17 protein-coding genes are annotated in these 18,330 nt (G+C 71.9%); 12 read left to right on the top strand and 5 right to left on the bottom strand.

Annotated features, from left to right (window positions below):
- Positions 1–30 precede the first annotated feature (30 nt).
- The 12 genes from E4T13_RS00090 (at position 31) to E4T13_RS00035 (ending at position 12,735) form a co-directional block, all read left to right on the top strand.
- Complete coding sequence (locus tag E4T13_RS00090; RefSeq protein ID WP_137176235.1) at positions 31–1,245, top strand: amino acid ABC transporter substrate-binding protein; 1,215 nt, start codon at positions 31–33, stop codon at positions 1,243–1,245.
- A complete protein-coding gene (locus E4T13_RS00085; RefSeq protein ID WP_137176234.1) occupies positions 1,245–2,111 on the top strand; it encodes a branched-chain amino acid ABC transporter permease in 867 nt (288 codons plus the stop codon). The genes E4T13_RS00090 and E4T13_RS00085 overlap by 1 nt, the downstream gene beginning before the upstream one ends.
- The gene (locus tag E4T13_RS00080; RefSeq protein ID WP_206030043.1) at positions 2,108–3,049 is read left to right on the top strand and encodes a branched-chain amino acid ABC transporter permease; all 942 of its coding nucleotides are present in this window, start codon (positions 2,108–2,110) and stop codon (positions 3,047–3,049) included. The genes E4T13_RS00085 and E4T13_RS00080 overlap by 4 nt, the downstream gene beginning before the upstream one ends.
- Positions 3,046–3,789 (top strand): ABC transporter ATP-binding protein, encoded by a 744-nt coding sequence (locus tag E4T13_RS00075; protein ID WP_137176232.1) that lies wholly within the window; start codon positions 3,046–3,048, stop codon positions 3,787–3,789. The genes E4T13_RS00080 and E4T13_RS00075 overlap by 4 nt, the downstream gene beginning before the upstream one ends.
- On the top strand, positions 3,786–4,505 hold the full coding sequence (locus tag E4T13_RS00070; RefSeq protein WP_137176231.1) for an ABC transporter ATP-binding protein: 720 nt from the start codon (positions 3,786–3,788) through the stop codon (positions 4,503–4,505). Before E4T13_RS00075 ends, E4T13_RS00070 begins: the two co-directional genes overlap by 4 nt.
- A 25-nt stretch (positions 4,506–4,530) precedes the next feature.
- Complete coding sequence (locus E4T13_RS00065; protein WP_137176230.1) at positions 4,531–5,517, top strand: ABC transporter substrate-binding protein; 987 nt, start codon at positions 4,531–4,533, stop codon at positions 5,515–5,517.
- 31 nt (positions 5,518–5,548) lie between these two features.
- Positions 5,549–6,547, top strand: a complete 999-nt coding sequence (locus E4T13_RS00060) for a TAXI family TRAP transporter solute-binding subunit (RefSeq protein ID WP_137176229.1) — start codon at positions 5,549–5,551, stop codon at positions 6,545–6,547.
- Between the two features lie 9 nt (positions 6,548–6,556).
- A complete protein-coding gene (locus tag E4T13_RS00055; protein ID WP_137176228.1) occupies positions 6,557–8,443 on the top strand; it encodes a TRAP transporter fused permease subunit in 1,887 nt (628 codons plus the stop codon).
- 138 nt (positions 8,444–8,581) lie between these two features.
- Positions 8,582–9,568: a TRAP transporter substrate-binding protein gene (locus E4T13_RS00050; RefSeq protein ID WP_137176227.1), complete on the top strand. Its 987-nt coding sequence runs from the start codon at positions 8,582–8,584 to the stop codon at positions 9,566–9,568.
- 2 nt (positions 9,569–9,570) lie between these two features.
- A complete protein-coding gene (locus E4T13_RS00045; RefSeq protein ID WP_170984711.1) occupies positions 9,571–10,029 on the top strand; it encodes a TRAP transporter small permease in 459 nt (152 codons plus the stop codon).
- Positions 10,026–11,297: a TRAP transporter large permease gene (locus tag E4T13_RS00040; protein WP_137176225.1), complete on the top strand. Its 1,272-nt coding sequence runs from the start codon at positions 10,026–10,028 to the stop codon at positions 11,295–11,297. The genes E4T13_RS00045 and E4T13_RS00040 overlap by 4 nt, the downstream gene beginning before the upstream one ends.
- Positions 11,290–12,735, top strand: a complete 1,446-nt coding sequence (locus E4T13_RS00035) for an amidohydrolase family protein (RefSeq protein WP_137176224.1) — start codon at positions 11,290–11,292, stop codon at positions 12,733–12,735. Before E4T13_RS00040 ends, E4T13_RS00035 begins: the two co-directional genes overlap by 8 nt.
- Here E4T13_RS00035 and E4T13_RS00030 read toward each other — a convergent pair.
- From E4T13_RS00030 to E4T13_RS00005, 5 genes are all read right to left on the bottom strand, one after another.
- On the bottom strand, positions 12,691–13,194 hold the full coding sequence (locus E4T13_RS00030) for a (2Fe-2S)-binding protein (RefSeq protein ID WP_137176223.1): 504 nt from the start codon (positions 13,192–13,194) through the stop codon (positions 12,691–12,693). The two genes, E4T13_RS00035 and E4T13_RS00030, sit on opposite strands and share 45 nt — an antisense overlap.
- Positions 13,181–14,017: a xanthine dehydrogenase family protein subunit M gene (locus tag E4T13_RS00025; RefSeq protein ID WP_137176222.1), complete on the bottom strand. Its 837-nt coding sequence runs from the start codon at positions 14,015–14,017 to the stop codon at positions 13,181–13,183. The genes E4T13_RS00030 and E4T13_RS00025 overlap by 14 nt, the downstream gene beginning before the upstream one ends.
- Positions 14,014–16,365, bottom strand: coding sequence for a xanthine dehydrogenase family protein molybdopterin-binding subunit (locus E4T13_RS00020; RefSeq protein WP_137176221.1), 2,352 nt, complete (start codon positions 16,363–16,365; stop codon positions 14,014–14,016). The genes E4T13_RS00025 and E4T13_RS00020 overlap by 4 nt, the downstream gene beginning before the upstream one ends.
- A 321-nt stretch (positions 16,366–16,686) precedes the next feature.
- Positions 16,687–17,924, bottom strand: a protein-coding gene (locus E4T13_RS00010; protein ID WP_240790929.1) for an IS3 family transposase whose coding sequence is annotated in 2 segments (ribosomal slippage) — positions 16,687–17,588 and positions 17,588–17,924 — 1,239 coding nt in all. Because the reading frame shifts where the segments join, the coding sequence is not laid out codon by codon here.
- Positions 17,925–17,946: 22 nt separating this feature from the next.
- Positions 17,947–18,195, bottom strand: a complete 249-nt coding sequence (locus E4T13_RS00005) for a hypothetical protein (RefSeq protein ID WP_137176219.1) — start codon at positions 18,193–18,195, stop codon at positions 17,947–17,949.
- Between the last annotated feature and the right edge of the window lie 135 nt (positions 18,196–18,330).

The following is an 18,330-nucleotide window of genomic DNA, read 5'->3' as shown; positions in this document are numbered from 1 at the left end:
ACCGGATCCAACCGCGGGGAGAGACACAGCATGACGACGCTTCCGGCCTTCGGTCGCCGCTCGGCGCTCGGCGTCGCCGCGGCCGGCCTTTTCGCGCCGCTCGGCGCCGCGCGCGGCCAGCAGCCCACGATCCGGGTCGGCGCGCCGCTGCCGCTGACCGGGCCGCTCGCGCCGGAGGGCATCAAGCAGCGCAACGGCTACGATTTCTGGGCGGCGGCGGCGAATGCGCGCGGCGGCGTGGATGTCGCCGGCACGAAGCACCGCGTCGAGATCGTCTATGCCGACTACGCCTCCAACACGCCGCGCGCGGTGCAGACGGCGGAGCGGCTGATCACGCAGGACCGGGTGAACTTCCTCTTCTCGCCCTTCGGTTCGGGCGCGGCGAAGGCCGCATCCTCGGTCAACGAGCGCTACGGCATCCCGACCATCGCCGCGACCGCGTCGTCGGAACAGGTCTACGACCAGGGCTACAAGTTCCTGTTCGGCACCTTCACGCCCAACAGCACGCTGACGGAACCGCTGGCCGAGATCGTCACCGGCGCCAATCCGCAGGTGCGGCGCGTCGCGGTCCTCGCGCGCAACGACCTCTTCCCGCTGGCGATCGGGCAGGAGATGGTGGCGAGCGCGCGCAAGCGGAACCTGCAGGTGGTGTTCGACGAGAAATACGCGATCGGCACCATGGACCACGCCAGCGCCATCACCCAGATGCGCGCGCAGCGCCCGGACTGGGTCTTCGCCACCGGCTACACCAACGACCTGATCCTGATCCGCAAGCAGATGGCCGATCTCGGCCTGCGCGCGCCTGTCGTGACGATGATCGCCGGCCCCGCCTATCGTGAGTTCATCAGCGCGACCGGCCGCCAGGCGGAGAACATCACGAGCGCCGCCTGGTGGCATCCCGCGGTGCGCTACCAGGGCCAGGATCTCTTCGGCACGACAGAGTCCTTCAACCAGGCCTGGGAGCAGCGCTTCAACGCCGAGCCCGACTACGCCGAGGCCTCCGCCGCCGCGGCCGGCGCCATCCTGCAGATGGCGATCGAGGCGGCACGCACGATCGAGCCGGCCAAGGTGCGCGACGCGCTGGCGGCGATGGACGCCACCACCTTCTATGGCCGCGTGAAGTTCGGCCCGACCGGGCAGATCACCTCGCTCGAGCCGCCGGTATTCCAGATCCAGGGCGGCCAGCCGCGCGTCATCTTCCCGCAGGGGATCAAGCAGGCGGATCTGCGCTTCGGCGTGGGCTGATGCTGTATCTGCAGGTTGCGGCCAACGGGCTGGTGCTCGGCGGGCTCTATGCGTGCATCGCGGTCGGCTTCTCGCTCGTCTGGGGCGTGCTGAACGTCATCAACATCCTGCACGGCTCCTTCATCGTGCTAGGCAGCTACCTGGCGCTGTTCGCCTATCAGGTGCTTGGCCTGCATCCCTTCCTGGCGATCGTGCCAGTGGCCGCCGCGCTCTATGCGGTGGGCCACGCGACGCAGGGGTTGCTGGTGAACCGGGTGATCGCGGCGCCGGTGCTGATGACGCTGACGCTGACCTTCGGCCTCGACCTGATGCTGAACAACGCGATGATCGTCGCCTTCACTGCCGACTACCGACGGCTGAACCTGGAGACGCCGCTAGGCGTGCTGTTCCTCGGCGACGTCGTGCTGCCGGGCGACCGCGTGGCGGCGATGGTGCTGGCCTTGCTGCTGACCGGTGGGCTCTGGCTGCTGCTGCGCGGCACGCGGCTGGGTCGCGCGGTGGTCGCCGTGCGCATGGACCGCGACGCGGCGGCGCTGATGGGCGTGAACGTCCCACGCATCAACGCCGTCACCTTCGGTCTCGGCGCGGCGATGGCGGGGGCGGCGGGCGTGCTGCTGGCGTTGATCTTCCCGGTCTCGCCGCTCAACAGCGGCCTGTTCCTGGGCAAGGCCTTCACGGTCTGCGTCCTCGGCGGGCTCGGCAGCGTGCCCGGCGCGCTGGTCGGCGGCATCGCCCTCGGGCTGATCGAGAGCTTCGGCGCGCTCTGGCTCGGTCCGGAATGGGCGATCACCATCTCCTTCATGGTGCTGATCGCGGTCCTCGCACTGCGGCCGGACGGGCTGCTCGGCCGGCGGGGCTTCGCGTGAGCGGGCTACGCGACTGGGTGCTGCTCGCGCTCGGCGTCGCGGTGCTGGCGGCGTTGCCGATGGTGGCGGACAACTACACGCTGCGGCTCGGCACCGTCTTCTGCATGTATGCCGCGCTCGCCCTGTCCTGGAACGTGATCGGCGGCTTCGCGGGCTATCCCTCCTTCGCCACCGCCGCCTTCTTCGGCCTCGGCGCCTACACCTGCGCGATCCTGCAATCCGCCGGATGGCCGATGCTGCCGTCGCTCGCCGCCGGCGGCGCGCTGGCCGGCCTGTTCGCGGCGGCCGTGGGCGGGGCGATCCTGCATCTGCGCGGCCACTACTTCGCCATCGCGAGCCTGGCGCTTGCCGAGGTGCTGCGCGAGCTCGCAACCAAGCTCGAATGGCTCACCGGTGGCGGCATGGGGCTGAACCTGCCCGTCCCGGGGATGGACGTGCACGCCCAGGCGACGTTCTTCCTGCACCTGATGCTCGGCGTCGCGGCCCTGGCCGGCGCGGCCACGCTGCTGCTGCGCGGATCGCGGCTCGGCTTCGCGCTGCGCTGCGTCCAGCAGAACGAGGACGCGGCCGGCATGCTCGGCGTGGATACGCGCCGCGCCAAGACGCTCGCCTTCGCGATCTCCGCGATCTTCCCGGGGTTGGCCGGCGGCGCCTATGCCAGCTGGACGCACTACATCGAGCCGCCCGACGTTTTCGACGTGCTGCTTTCCGTCAAGCCGCTGGTGATGGTGCTGCTCGGCGGCCTCGGCACCGTCTTCGGGCCGGTGGTCGGCGCCGGCCTGCTGCTGCTGTTCGAGGAAGCGGTGTGGCGCAGCTTCCTGACGCTGCATGCCGCCGTGCTCGGCGTGATCATCGTGGTGCTGGTGCTGTTCCTGCCGAACGGGCTGATGGACGCGACGCGCCGCCTGCTCGGCCGCCGTGGACGAGGCGCCGCATGAGCGCGCTGCTCCGCCTCGAGGGCGTTTCCCGCCGCTTCGGCGGGCTGGCGGCGCTCGATTCCGTCTCACTTGAACTCGGCCGCGGCGAGATACTCGGCCTGATCGGCCCGAACGGCGCGGGCAAGACGACGCTGGTCAATGTCGTCACCGGCGTCCACACCGCGACATCGGGCCGCGTCACCTTCGAGGGGCAGGACATCACCCGCCTGCCGCCGCACCGCGTCGCGCGGCTTGGGCTCGCGCGCACCTGGCAGATCGTGCAGCCCTTCCCGCGCATGACGGTGGCGGAGAACGTCGCCGCCGGCGCTCTGTTCGCGGGCGGCGCCGCGGATGTCGCCGCCGCGCTGGCCGCGGCGCGCGAGAGCCTCGGCTTCGTCAACCTCGCCGATCTGGCCGACGCGCCGGCCGCGACGCTCACGCTCGCCCGCCGGAAGCGGCTGGAACTCGCGCGCGCGCTGGCGATGAAGCCGCGCCTGATCATGCTGGACGAAGTCAATGCCGGCCTCAACACCGCCGAGATCGACGAGGCGCTGGCGCTGATCCGCCGCATCGCCGCACAGGGCGTGACCATCGTCATCATCGAGCACCTGATGAAGGTCGTTCTCGGCGTCTCCACCCGCATCGCGGTGCTGCATCATGGCCGCCTGATCGCCGATGGCGCGCCGCAGGACGTGGTGCGCGACAAGGAGGTCGTGGCGGCCTATCTCGGCCGGCGCTACGCGGAGCGTGGCGCTGCATGAGCGACGCGGCGCTCGAGGTCGAGGAGCTGCACGCCGGCTATGGCGACGTCGTCGTGCTGCGCGGCGTCTCGCTCTCCGTCGCGGCGGGCGTGATCACCTGCATCATCGGCTCCAACGGCGCGGGCAAGACGACGCTGCTGCGCGCCGTCTCCGGCCTCGTTTCCGCCCGCGCCGGCCGCGTGCGCGCGGCAGGGCAGGACCTGACGAATGCAGGGCCGGAGGCGATGGTGCGCGCCGGCGTCGTCCACGTGCCGGAAGGCCGCCGCCTCTTCGCCGCGATGAGCGTGCGCGACAACCTGCTGATGGGCGCCTATCTCCGCCGCGACCAGGCCGCGATCCGTCGCGACCTGGAGCGCGTCTACGAGACCTTCCCGCGCCTCGCGGAGCGCCGCCACCAGGATGCCTCCACCCTGTCGGGCGGCGAGCAGCAGATGTGCGCGATCGGCCGCGGCATCATGGCCGATCCCCGCGTGCTGATGATCGACGAGCTGTCCCTTGGCCTTGCGCCGGCGGCGGTGGACCTGCTGATGGACGCGCTGCGCGCGATCAACGCGGCAGGTGTCGCGATTCTGCTGGTGGAGCAGGACGTGATGGCCGCGCTCGACGTCGCACATGCGGGCTACATCCTGGACCGCGGCAGCGTGGTGGGCGCGGGCAGCAGCGCGGCGCTGGCCGCGGACCCGATGATTCGCGAGGCCTATCTGGGCGCCGTCTGAGCGTCCTTCGAAGAAGGAGAAGACCATGGGCCGGCTGCGCCCGACCATCGCCGTGTGGGACTACGACCGGACGCGCCCGCTGATTGACGGTCGCGTGACCGTGGAAGGCTGCGATCCGATCTGGCTGCACGACATGCCGATCGAGACGATGTTTTCGCGCGCGCTCGGGGGCGCGGAGTTCGACGTCTCGGAGCTGTCCTTCTCCAACCACATGGCGCAGGTGGCGCGCGGCACGAACGGCTATCTCGGCCTGCCGATCTTTCCCTCCCGCAGCTTCCGCCACGGCGCCTGGTTCCTGCGCGCCGATGCCGGCATCGCGCGGCCGGAGGAGCTGAAGGGAAGGCGCATCGGCGTGCGCGAATACTCCATGACGGCCGCCGTCGTCGCGCGCGGCCTGATGGAGGACGAGCACGGCATCGGCGCGCGCGACGTCACCTGGGTGATGGGCGACGTGGACGAGAAGGAACGCACCCACATCCCGCTGCCCGACCTGCCCGAGGGCTTCCGCGTGGAACGCGCGCCGGAGGGACGGATGCTGGCGGACATGCTGATGGAGGGCGAGCTCGATGCGCTGCTCGCCTACAAGCCGCCCAAGGCCTTCGTGAAGGGCGATCCGCGCATCGTCCGGCTATTCCCCGACTACGAGGCGCGGGAGCGCGACTACGCAAGGCGCACCGGCATCTTCCCGGTCATGCACCTGATGGGCATCCGCCGCGATCTGGCGGAGGCCGAACCCTGGCTCGCCATGTCGCTGATGGCGGCCTTCACCGCGGCGAAGGACCTGGCGATCGCCGACCTCTCCATCGTGCAGGCGCTGAAGGTCGCGCTGCCCTGGGCGCCGGCCGAATTCGCCCGCACGCGCGAGGCGCTGGGCGACGACTACTGGCCCTATGGCGTCGCGCGCAATCGCCGCGCGCTGGAGGCGCTCACGCGCTGGCACCACGCGCAGGGTCTCTCGCCCCGGCCGCTAGCGGTCGAGGAGCTGTTCTTCCGCACCACCCTGGGCACCTGAGAGCCCGAACCGCCGAGAAGGAGACGAGGACATGACCGGATTCAGCCGACGTTCCCTGCTGGCCGCGCTGCCCGCCGCGGCGCTTGCCACGCCCGCCCTTGCGCAGCGGCGCTGGCAGCCGGGCGAGCGCTTCACCATCCGCATCGCGGCGAGCCAGCCGGTGCACCCGATCTACTCGATCAGCGTTGGGCAGAAGACCATCGTCGAGCGCGCGCTGCCCGGCGTGCGCGTGGAGATCATCGCGACCCAGGGCGGCATCGAGAATGCCAACCTGATCAAGGCCGGCGACGTGGAGGCCGCCAACGGCAACGTCGCCGGCGCCTATTCCGTCCATTTCGGGCGCTTCGAGGCGGCGGGCGAGCGGCCTTTCCCTGGCCTGCTGTCCTGGATGCCCGGCTACGACGCGCCGCAGGGCATCATGGTGAACGCGAACAGCCCGATCCGCAGCTTCGCCGACCTGCGCGGCAAGCGCATCGCGCTCGGCCCCGTCGGCTCGGGCGCGGAGGCGGTGGTCACCGCGACGATCAAGGCGCTCGGCATGACCGACCGCGACTTCGCCAACGTGCTCCGTACCGATCCGCGCCAGGCCTTCAACGCGCTGGCCGCCGGCAACGTGGATGCGGTGATCTGGGGCACCGCGCCGCCGGCCGGCGCCATCACCGAGCAGGTGACCACGCGCAACATCGGCTTCGTCTCTTTCACCGCGGAGGAGCTGGCGCCAGTGGCGCGCGACCTGCCCTACGTCAACGCCGCGCGCCTGCCGGCCGGCGTCTACGCGACGCAGACGACCGACATGCTCTGGCCGAACGCCGGCGTGCACCACTGGATCAGCGACCGCGTGCCGGAGGAGCTGGTCTACCGCGCCACCAAGGCGATCTGGGAAGCGCGCGAGGAGCTGGTGACGCGCCACGCCTCGCAGCGCCTGCTCTCGGCCGACATGGTGCGCGCCCAGGCCGCGATGGTGCCCTTCCATCCCGGCGCAGCGCGCTACTTCGTCGAAGCCGGCGTCCTGCGCAGCGCACAGGGCTGAGGTTCCGGCATGAACAACCGGCGCGAACTCGCGGGCTTCGACCTGGCCGTCTGGCTGACCGTCGGGCTCGTCGGGTTCGCGCTGCAGCTCTGGCTGATCTACCTCAACCCGATCAGCCCGCTGCTGCACGCGATGGGGTTCCTCTCCGTCGTGCTGGTGCTGGCCTTCATGCGCTATGCGGCGCGGCCGCTGCGGCCGGGCGCGTCGCACCGCGTGCCGTGGCACGACTGGCTGCTCGCCGCCGCCTCGCTCGCGCTGCTGGTCCACGCCAACCTCGACTACGCGCAGTTCGTCCGCCGGGCCGCCATCCCGCGCCCGCCCGATGTCTGGATCGGGCTGCTCTTCGTCGCGCTGCTGATCGAGGCGGGGCGGCGCGCGGTGGGCTGGATCCTGCCGGTGATCGGCGTCGCGGCGATGCTCTACGCCTTGTCGGGCCTGATCCTGCCCGAATCCTGGGATTTCGGCCCGACCCTCTCGCTGCGCCGCGTCGTCGGCACGCTGACCATGACGGAGCTCGGCCTGTTCAGCGAGCCGACACAGGTGGCGCTGCGCTGGATCTTCCTCTTCGTCGCCTTCGGCCAGGCGCTGGCGCTGATCGGCGGCGACGTCTTCTTCGAGCGGATCTCGGTCCGCCTCGCCGGCCGTCTGCGCGGCGGGCCGGCCTACATCTCGATCGTCTCCTCGGCGCTGTTCGGCACCGTCTCGGGCAGCAACGTGGCGAATGTGATGATGGGCGGGCAGGTGACGATCCCGTTGATGGACAAGGTCGGCTACGGCCGCACCCGCGCCGCGGCGATCGAGGCCGTCTCCTCCACCGGCGGTGCGCTGACGCCGCCCATCATGGGCGCGGCCGCGCTGATCATGGCCGAGCTCGCCAACGTGCCCTACGCCACGGTCGTCGCCTCCGCCGTACTGCCGGCGATCCTCTTCTATGTCGCGGTCACGGCCTATGTGTATGGCGCGACGGTGCGGCTCGGCATCGGCGCCGGTGACCTGGCCGAGGAACTCCCGGCCTGGCGCATCCTGCTGGCGAACTGGCCGGTGCTGCTCGGCGTCACCTGGCTGATCTGGCGCATCGCCGATTCCTATCCGCTGGAGCATGCGGCGCTGCAGGCGACCGCCATCATCCTGATCGGCGGCTTCGTCATGGGTCCGGCCCGCTACACCCTTCCCCGCCTGCGCGAGGCCTTTGCCGGGCTGATCGACGGCACGCTGGAGATCGGCCTGGCCTGCGCGGTCTCCGGCGTGCTGGTCGGCGTGATCCTTGTCACCGGCCTCGGCATCGAGCTGTCGGCATTCGTGGTGGAGCTCGGGCGCAGCTCGCTGCTGCTGGCGCTGGTGGCGACGATGCTGGTGGTGATGCTGCTCGGCATGGCCGTGCCGGGCATCGCCGCCTACATCATCGCCGCTTCGGTCGCGGCGGCGCCGCTGGCCGAGCTCGGCGTGCCGCTGCTCGCGGCGCACATGTTCATCTTCTACTTCTCGCTGTTCGCGGGGCTGACGCCGCCCGTCGCGCTGACTGCTTTCGCCGCCGCGGGCATCGCGGGCTCCGATCCCTTCCGCACCGGCTTCCTCTCGATGCTGATCGCGGCGCCGGCGTATCTGCTCGCCTATTTCATGGTGCTGCAGCCGCAGCTTCTGCTGCTCGACGGCAGCGCGGTGAGCATCGCGCTGTCCTTCGCCACGGCCTTCGTCGGCGTCACCGCCTTCGGCATGGCGGTGGCCGGCGCGTGGTTCGCGCCGCTCGGCCACGTCTCGCGGCTTGTGCTGGTGATGGCCGGCGTCGCGCTGGTGGATGCCGGGCTGCTGACCGACCTCGTCGGCGCCGCCGCCGTGCTTGCGGTGGGCCTGCTCAACCGGCGCCAGGTGGCCTCCCTGGCGCCTGGTCGCGCATGAGCGGGCCTGCACAGGAATCGTGCGCGATGCCGCGCGCCTCGGCATGAGGCGTCCGTCCCAGCGATTTGCGCGCGCGGCGCGCTCTTGCGTGCAGGACGGTCGAGTTCTTCACTCGCCGGAAACGAACGGAGCCCGGACATGACCTTCCCCCGCCGTCACCTCCTCCTGGCCTCCGCCGCCATGCTCGCCGCGCCGTCGCTGGCGCGCGCGCAGGAGGCGCGGACGCTGCGCATCGGCAGCGCGCTCGATCCGCAGCATCCGATCATCATCGGCGCCAACCGCATGGCCGGGCGGCTGGAGGAGCTTTCCGGCGGCAGGCTGAAGGCCGCCATCTTCCCCTCCTCGCAGCTCGGCGCGCAGCGCGAGATGTGGCAGAACGTGCAGGCCGGCGTGCTGGACGGCGTGATCGACGCGACCGCCAGCATGGTGAATTTCGTCAGCCAGTTCGGCGTGCTCGACCTGCCCTATCTGGTGCCCGACCAGGCGGCCGCCTTCCGCCTGCTCGACGGACCCGTGGCGCAGGAGGAGCTGGTGGCGCGCGGCACGCGCTCCGGCTTCCGCGTGGTGAACTTCTGGGAAGTGACCTTCCGCAACATCTATACGCGCCGCCCGGTCAACGCGATGGGCGACCTCGCCGGCATGAAGATCCGCGTGATCCCGAACCCGTCCTTCATCGCGCTGTTCCGCGCGCTCGGCGCGGCGCCGACGCCGATGGCCTTCGGCGAGGTCTATACCGCGCTCCAGCAGGGCGTCATCGACGGGGCGGAGAACGACAACGTCACCTATCTCTCCGTCCGCCATGCCGAAGTCGCGCGCAACCTCGCCATCACCAACCACATGATGCTGGTCAACGCCTTCGTGATGAGCGAGCGCCAGTTCGGCCGCCTGTCGGCCGAGCAGCAGGGCTGGGTGCGCCAGGCCTCGCTCACCGGCCGCGAGGCGGTGACGGAGGAGCGCGGCAAGCGCGAGGCGCGCGCGCTGGCCGACATCGCGGCGGCCGGCGTGACCATCACCCGCCCCGACCTCGCCCCCTTCGTCGAGGCCGGCCGCCGCACCTACGCGCAGAGCGAGGAGCGGCTGGGCAAGGAGCTGGTCGCCAAGTTCGCCGCCGCCGTGCGCGGATGAGGTTGCTGGACGACTGGGTGGCGCGGATCGAGGCCGCGCTGCTCGGCCTTCTCGTGCTGGCGATGACGGGCGTGACGCTCGCGCAGGTGATCGCGCGCTACATCTTCGGCGCGCCGCTGATCTGGAGCGAGGAGGCGGCGCGCTACCTCTTCGTCTGGATGTCCATGTTCGGCGCGGCGCTGGCGGTGCGCCAGGGCGCGCACTACGCGCTCACCGCGTTGGCGGAGCGCCTGCCGCCCGCCGCGCAGCGCGCGGCCGGGGTGGTCTGCATCCTGGTGGCGGCGGCTTTCCTTCTGGTGCTGCTGGTCACCGGCATCGAGGAGATGATGCAGGCGCACCTGCAGGACGCGGCGACGTTGCCGATGCGCATGTCGCTGCCCTATGCGGCGCTGCCGGTCGGCGCGGCGCTGATGCTGTTCCACCTGGTGCTGCGCGCCATCGGCTTCGGCCAGCGCGCATGATCGGTGCGCTGGTGGCCTTCGCGGCCTTCGTCGCCCTCGGCGTGCCCATCGCCTTCGGCATCGGCGCCGCGGCGGCGATCGGGCTCTGGCTCATGGACGGCGTGCCGCTGTCCATCGTCGCGAGCCGCACCTTCGGCGCGATCGACAGCTTCACCTTCCTCGCCATCCCCTTCTTCATCCTGGCCGGCGAGCTGATGGAGACCGGCGGCATCTCGCGCCGCCTGATCGCGCTGGCCACCGCGCTGGTCGGGCATGTGCGCGGCGGGCTGGCGAACGTGACCGTGGTGGCGATGATGCTGTTCTCCGGCGTCAGCGGCAGCACCAATGCCGATGCCGCCGCGGTCGGCTCGGTGATGATCCCTAGCATGCGGCAGAAGGGCTGGGACCCGGCGCGGGCCGGCGCGGTGGTGGCCGCCGCGGCGGGCATGGGCATCCTGGTGCCGCCCTGCCTGACCATGGTGGTCTACGGCTCCGTCACCAACACCTCGATCGCCGCACTCTTCGCCGCGGGGCTGCTGCCCGCGGTGGTGATGGCGGGCGCGCTGCTGCTGCACATCCGCCTCGAAGGCGCGGGCCCGGCGCCGGAGCCGCGCGTGCCGCTCGCCGGGCGGCTGGGGCACCTCCGCGATGCCGGGCTGGCGCTCGGCCTGCCGGTGATCATCTTCGGCGGCATCCTCGGCGGTGCCTTCACGCCCACCGAGGCGGCGGTGGTCGCGGTGGCCTATGCCGTGCTCGCCGGCATGCTGCATCGGGAGCTGACCTGGCCCTTCTTCTGGGGCGCGCTGGTGCGTTCCGGCATCGCCACCGGCGCGGTGATGCTGATGATCGCCGGCGCCAACATCCTCGCCTGGCTGCTGACGGTGGAGCAGGTGCCGCAGGCGCTCGCCGCGCTGATGACCGAGACGGGCGGCGGGCGCATCGGCTTCCTGCTGTTCAGCCTGGTGGTCTTCGTGGTGCTCTTCGCGCTGCTGGACGGCATCCCGGGCATGCTGATGATCATCCCCGTCTTCGTGCCGATCGCGAAAGAGCTCGGCATCGACCCGCTGCATTACGGGCTGGTGATGACCACGGTGATGGGCATCGCGCTGTTCCTGCCGCCGCTCGGCGTCGGGCTCTACATCGTGCTCGGCATCTCGGGCAGCTCGCTGCCGGCGATCTCGCGCGCGCTCGCGCCCTATCTGCTGACCATGTCGGTGGTGGCCGTCGTCGTGACACTCTGGCCCGACCTCGCGCTGCTGCTGCCGCGGCTGATGGGGCTGCATGGCTGAGGCGGCGACAGGCTGGGTGATCCGTCCGGGCGGCGGCTGCCTCTGTTGCACCGCGCAGCGCATCGGCTTCGCCGCGGAGCGCGTGACGGAGGCTGTGCCGGTTGCCGCGGAGGCGGCGGCCGCGCACTCGATCATGCCTCCGCTTGCCAATGCGCACGACCATGCGCGCGGCGTGCGCCCGACCTCGCTTGGCGCCTTCGACCTGCCGCTCGAGATGTGGCTCGCGGTGATGACGGGCGCGCCGGTCGCCGATCCCTGGCTGGTGGTGGCGAATGCGCTCGGCCGGCAGGCGTTGTCCGGCCTCGGCGCGATCATGGTGCACTACACGCGCCCGCAGGATCCGGCCCGCGTCGCCGCCGAACTGCGCGAGGTCGCGCGCGCCGCCCGCACGGTCGGGGTGCGCGTGGCCATCGCGGTCGCGCTGCGCGACGAGAACGCGCTGGGCTATGCGCCGGATGAGACGGTGCTGGGCGCTCTGCCGCCCGAGGTCGCCGAGGCGGTGCGCCGCCGCCTGCTGCGCGCCCCCGCCCCGCCCGCGGCGCAGATCCGGCTGGTGGAGGACCTCGCTGCCGAGCTCGACGATCCGCTGGTGGATGTGCAGTACGGCCCCTACGGCCTCGAATGGTGCTCCGAGGCGCTGCTGCGGCTGGTGGCGGAGCGCAGCGCAATGACTGGGCGGCGCGTGCACATGCATCTGCTCGAAAGCCCGATCCAGCGCGCGTATCTCGACGCCGCCTTCCCCCAGGGGCCGCTGCGCTTCCTGGACGACATCGGCCTGCTCTCGCCGCGGCTCTCGATCGCGCATGCTGCGCATCTGCGGCCCGAGGAAATGGCGCTGCTGGCCGAGCGCGGCGTCGCCGTCAGCATCAACACCTCCTCGAACCTGAACCTGCGCAACGGCATCGCCCCCGCGGCAGAGATGCACCGCCAAGGCGTGCGCCTGGTGACCGGCCTCGACGGCTTCAGCGTGGACGATGACGACGACGCGTTGCGCGAACTGCGGCTGAACTGGATGCTGCATCGTGGCGTGGGGCTCGAGGAAGGCTGGCCGCTACCCGCGCTGCTCGAGGCTTCCACCATCGCGGGGCGGGAGGCGCTGGGCGGCGGGCGCGACGCCACGCCGCTCGCGCCGGGCGCCGCCGCCGACCTGCTGGTGCTGCGGCGCGACGCCGAGGACCTGCTGATCCCGGCCGAGGAGCCCGCGCTGCTCGCGCAGCGGGCCACGCGCGCGCATGTACGCCGGCTGGTCGTCGCCGGGCGCGAGGTGGTGCGCGGCGGCCGTCTCACCGGGCTCGACCTTGATGCCGCGCGCGCCGAGCTGGATGCCCAGGTGCGCACCGGCGCGGCGGAGGCGCGCGCCTGGCGCGAGGTGGCACGCCGCTACGCCGAGGGGCTACGCGCCTTCTACGCGGCCGGGCTGCAACGCCGCGGCGGCTGAGGCGACGGCGTCCACGATCTGGTGGTAGCCCGTGCAGCGGCAGTAGTTTCCCGACAGATGGTCCCGGATCGCCTCGCGCGTCGGGGCGCGGTCGCGCTGCAGCAGCTCGGCCGCCTGCAGGATCATCCCCGGCGTGCAGAAGCCGCATTGCAGGCCGGCATGGGCGACGAAGGCCTCCCGCAGCGCCGCGACCTCGGGGCCCGTCGCTGCTTCGATCGTCTCCACCGCACTGCCATCGGCCTGCACGGCCAGCACCAGGCAGCCGCGCACCACCGCGCCGTCGAGCCGCACATGGCAGGCGCCGCAGACGCCATGGGCGCAGCCGACATGGCTGCCGGTCAGCCCGAGCTCGGTGCGCAGCCATTCCACCAGCGTCTGGCGCAGCGGCGCGCGGCCCGCCACGTGGCGGCCGTTCACGGTGCAGGCGATCTCGGCCAGGGGCTCGTCAGGCGGCAGCATGCAGGGCCTCCGTCGCGCGGCGCAGCAGCACCTGTGCGAGATGCAGGCGGTATGCAGCTGGCGCCTCGGCCGAGCCGAGCGGCTCCAGCAGGCCGGGCAGCAGCGACGCGGGATCCTTGCCCGCGACCAGCGCCGCCTCCACCGCCGGCAGCCGACGCGGCGCGGCCTCGACGCCGCAGAAAGCGAGGCGCGCTTCCGCGATCCGGCCCGCTTCGCGTCGTGCCATCACGGCGAGACCCGCCAGCGCATAGTCGCCGCGCCGGCGCGCGACCTCGGCAAACCAGGGTGTCCAGCCGGCTGCGCGCGGAATCTCGACGCGCAGCAGCAACTCGTCACTGCGCCGCGAAGTCGCATAAAGGCCCTGGAAGAAGTCCGCGGCCGCCACGCGCCGCTCGCCCTTCGCAGAGGCGAGCACAACCACCGCATCCAGCGCGACCATGCAGGAAGGCAGTTCGGCCGCCGGATCGGCCAGCGCCAGGCTGCCGCCGAGCGTGCCGCGGTTGCGGATGGCGGGATGCGCGACCTCCTCCAGCGCGCGCGGCAGCAACGGCGCCTCCGCCGCCACCAGCGGATGCGCCAGCACCGCGGCGTGGCGCGCCATCGCGCCGATCCGCAGCACGCCGCCTTCCAGCACGATCGCGTCGAGCCCCGCCACGCGGTTGAGGTCCACCAGCAGCGCGGGCCGCGCGACGCGCATCGCCATCATCGGCATCAGGCTCTGCCCGCCGGCGAGCGGTGCGGCGTCCTCGCCGGCGCGCGCCAGGATGCCGAGCGCCTCCTTCAGCGTCGCGGGGCGTTCATAGGCGAAGCGCGCGGGCGTCATGCGAGACGGCCCAGCGCGCGCAGCACCGCGACGGGGTGGATCGGCAGTTCCGTCACCACGCCGCCCCCCGCGGCCAGCAGCGCATCGTTCACCGCGTTGAGGATCGCCGCCGGCGCGCCGCAGGTGCCGGATTCACCGGCGCCCTTCGCGCCGACGGCGCTGCCGGCATAGGGCACCTCCACATGCGCCAGCGCGATGTCGGGGATGTCGGTCGCCATCGGCAGCAGGTAGTCGGCCAGCGTCCCCGACAGGAACTGCCCGCTCTCCGCATCGTAGCGGCAGGCTTCGAGCAGCGCCTCGCCGATGCCCTGCGCGACGCCGCCGCGATACTGGCCGTCCACCAGCAGCGGGTTCAGCACGCGGCCGCAATCGCCGGCCATCCAGTGGCGCAGCACGCGCACCAGCCCGGTCTCGCCGTCGATCTCGACCAGCGCGGCCTGCATGCCGTTGTTGGCGAGCGTCACATCCTGCTCGCGCCGGTAGTGGAACGCTGCGGAGAGGCCGGGCGTCACGCCCTTCGGCATCTCATGCCCGCGGAACAGCATCAGCGTGCCGAGCTCGGCCAGCGTCATGCGCGCCGCGCCCGCCGCGTCCGTCACCACGCCGGCGCGGATGTCGAGGCTGTCCGGCGCCGCCTGCAGCAAGGCACCGGCGGCCTCGAGCAGCTGCGCACGCAGCGCGCGCCCGGCGCCCCAGGCGGCCTCGCCGCCGATCGCCGCACCCCGGCTGGCCCAGGCGCCGCCGCCATGCGGCGCTGCCTGCGTGTCGCCGGCGCCGACGCGGACCGCCTCCGGCGCGACGCCGACCGCATCGGCCAGCACCTGCGCCAGGCCCTGGGTGATGCCCTGGCCGATCTCGGTAATCGAGGCCTGGGCGCTGATCTCGCCGGTGGGCTCCAGCGTCGCAACCACCGTGTCCGTCGCCGCGACCGCGACATGGCCCGCGCCGTACACGGCGGGGCCGGAGGCGGTGTATTCCACCGTGAAGGCGAGGCCGAGGCCGAGCAGCCGCCCTGCCGCGCGGCCGGCTTTGATCTCCGCGCGCAGCGAGGGCAGGTCGAGCAGCGCCTGCGCCGTCTCCAGCACGGCGTGATGATCCATGCCGTGCTGCGCGGCGCCGAACGGGTTGACCCAGGGCATCTCCGCCTTGCGCAGCAGGTTGCGCGCGCGGAAGGCGAAGGGGTCCTCGCCCCGCGCCCGGGCGGCCTTGTCCACCAGGCGCTCCGTCACCGCGCAGCCGACCGGCGCGCCGACCGCGCGGTACTGGCCGGTCGCGACCTTGTTCTGCAGCACGCTGTCCACCCGCGCGCGGCCATGCGCGAAGCGGTAGGGCGCGCCGATGCTGCGCACCACGCTGATCGCCTCCACCGTGCTGCTGCGCGGATACACCGAATAGGCGCCGAGCCCCTGCACATCGTGCAGGTCGAAGCCGAGGATGTGGCCCTCGGCATCCACCGCCATGCGCGCGGTGACGACATGCTCGCGCGCATGGATGTCGGCCAGCAGCGCCTCCATCCGGTCCGACACCCAGCGCACAGGCCGGCCGAGCAGCCGCGCCGCCGCAGCGACCGCCATCTCGTCCTGGTAGACATGCATCTTGATGCCGAAGCCGCCGCCGACATCGCCGCAGACCACGCGCACGCGGTTGACCGGCAGGCCGAGCTGCTCGGCCAGGTGCAGGCGCATCTGGTGCGGCATCTGGTGCGAGAGGCGAACCGTCAGCGCGCCCGTGCCCGGCTCCCATGTCGCCAGCGCGCCGCGTGGCTCGAGCGGGACGCCGGTGTGGCGGGTGAAGACCAGGCGCTCCTCCACGACCAGCGCCGCGGCGGCGAAGGCGGCGTCGGGATCGCCGTCGCCGATCGTCGCACCCCAGGCGCGGTTGCTCTCGCTGCCCGGATGCACCGGCGGCGCGCCGGGCACGAGCGCAGCCTCGGGCGTGATGACTGACGGCAGTTCGTGCCACTCCGCGAGGATCGCCTCGGCCGCGTCCTCGGCGATGGCGCGCGTGGCGGCGAGCACCATCGCCACGGGCTCGCCCTGCCAGGTCGCGCGGCCATCCGCGAGTGGTCCCTGCTGCGGCGAGACCAGGCCCGGGAAGCTCCGCGATTCCGTGCGCCAGGGCCGGCAGACGGGGGCGAGATCGGCGGCGGTGAGCACCGCCTCGACCCCCGGCAGCGCCCTTGCGGCGGCAACGTCCAGCGCGAAGCGCGCGTGCGGCAGCGGGCTGCGGAGGAAGCAGGCCTGCAACTCCCCGCGCTCGGCATGGTCGTCGAGGTATCGACCGCCGCCGGCGACAAGGCGGGGCGCCTCCGACCTCGGCATGGAGCGGCCAATGGCCGATGCAGTCATCCGCGATCCGCCCCTCTTGGTCGCCGGCAATGAAGCGGAGGCGCCATGCTGCCGCAAGACCTGGGCGGTGGCGGCGCGATGCCGAGGTCACGTCCCGGGTGGTTGGAGTTGGAGTTGACGCGGTTTCGTGGACGCCCCGAGGCTTGAGACGGAGGTGTCCGAGATGCCGAAATTCAGGCTGCCATACCCGCCGGAGTTCAGGCGGCAGATGGTGGAGCTGGTCAGATCAGGTCGAACGCCGGAGGAGCTTTCGCGCGAGTTCGAGCCGACGGCGCAGTCGATCTGGAACTGGGTCCGACGGGCTGTCTCGAGTGCACCCCGTCAGACCGGACACGCGGCTGGGGTGGACGACTGCTGGGCGATGAACTCACGCGGCGACAGCATGTGCAAGCCGCTATGGGGGTGGACGATGTTGTAGTCGTCGAACCAGGCGGTGAGCCGCCGCAGGACGGAGATGGCGTCGGGGCGCGAGTTCACCCGGACGTAGTCGCGCTTGAAGGTTTTCACGAAAGCCTCGCAGACGCCGTTGCTCTCGGGGCTGCGGACCGGCGTGAAGCAGGCGACGAGGTTGAGCGCGGTGGCGAAATCGACCGTCTCGCCTGCGGTGTAGGCAGATCCGTTGTCGGCGAGCCACTGCACCGGCTCGGGGGCGCGGACGGCGTCGAACCTGCGCTCGACGCACGCCAGCATCATGTCACGCACCATCTCGCCGCTGATCCCGGCGCCGATTGTGGCGACCCAGGCCATGACCTCGCGGTCATGGGTGTCGATGGCGAAGGCGACGCGGACCACGTCGCCTTTCCAGCAGTGGATCTCGAAGCCGTCGGACGCCCATCGCTGGTTCGAAGCAGGCGCGACGACGGTGCCCTCGTGAGCACGGATCGGCCGCCTGCCAGTATGCGGTTGCAGCGTCAGCGAGGCCCCCTGCATGAGACGGAGGACGCGCTTCCGGTTGACCGGCGGCTCGCCGGAGGCCCGCCTGGCGCGGTTCAGCAGAGCTGCGACGCGGCGGTAGCCGTAGGTGGGCCGAGCGTCGGTGATGGCGCGGATCGCAGCCAAGAGTTCGTCGTCGCCGACTCGGCGGTATGGGCCGCGGCGGCGGCGCTCGGGATACCGGAGCTGCTCCACCAAGTTGGACCGAGCGACGCCGAGGGTGTCGGCCACGGTCTTCACCGGGAACCGCCCGGTGGCGGCGACGGCAAGCGCAACGCCAGTTTTTTGGGGTGGGTCTGGTCCAGCGCCTCGCGGAGGATCTCGGCCTCCATCGTCTTGCGGCCGAGCAGGCGCTCGAGTTCGCGGACCTTTGCCTCGAGCTCACGGACGCGGCTGGCCGGGACCACGTCCTCGTCCGCCCTGACCGCCTCCAGCCCACCTTCGGCCATGCGGCGCCTCCACCCGAACAGCAGGCTCGGGGAGACGCCGTGAAGCCGGGCGACGGCCGAGACCGTCATGCCGGGCCGGGCCGTCTCCTCGACCAGCCGGACCTTCTCCTCTGCAGTGTATCGCCTCCGGCGCTCGCGGCCGGTGATGACTTCGACGCGCTCAACGGGCTTCGACATAGGCGCACGCCTAGGCTCCCACCTAGGCCCTCAGGTTGCGCCGGGTGTCCGGTCGAAATGGGGTGCGCTCCAGGAGGCAAGCGCCGGTCTGGCGGGCAAGCAGCGCGAGCTGGATGGTGTACGGCGCAGGCTCGCGGGGCTGATCGATGCCATTGCTGACGGGCTGCGCGCGCCCGGCCTGCAGGGCAAGCTGGACGAATTCGAGGCCCGGCGCATAGCGCTTGAAGCGGAGATCGCTGGCGGGTCTCGGCCCGAGCTGCCGCGGCTGCACCCGAACATCGCCGAGGTGGACACCTCCATAAACCCCTCGCCCTGACGCTGTTTGGCTGATTCACTGACGCGGATCGGCGCGGGGGAAGGCGATGGTTCGGCAGCCTGGGTTCTTCGATGTGGAGGAGCGGCTGCG

It is taken from the genome of Roseomonas sp. AR75 (assembly GCF_005222815.1).
Classification (GTDB): Bacteria; Pseudomonadota; Alphaproteobacteria; order Acetobacterales; family Acetobacteraceae; genus Falsiroseomonas.
The sequence above is the reverse complement of the archived record's forward strand: the minus strand, read 5'-3'. Positions and strand labels throughout refer to the sequence as shown.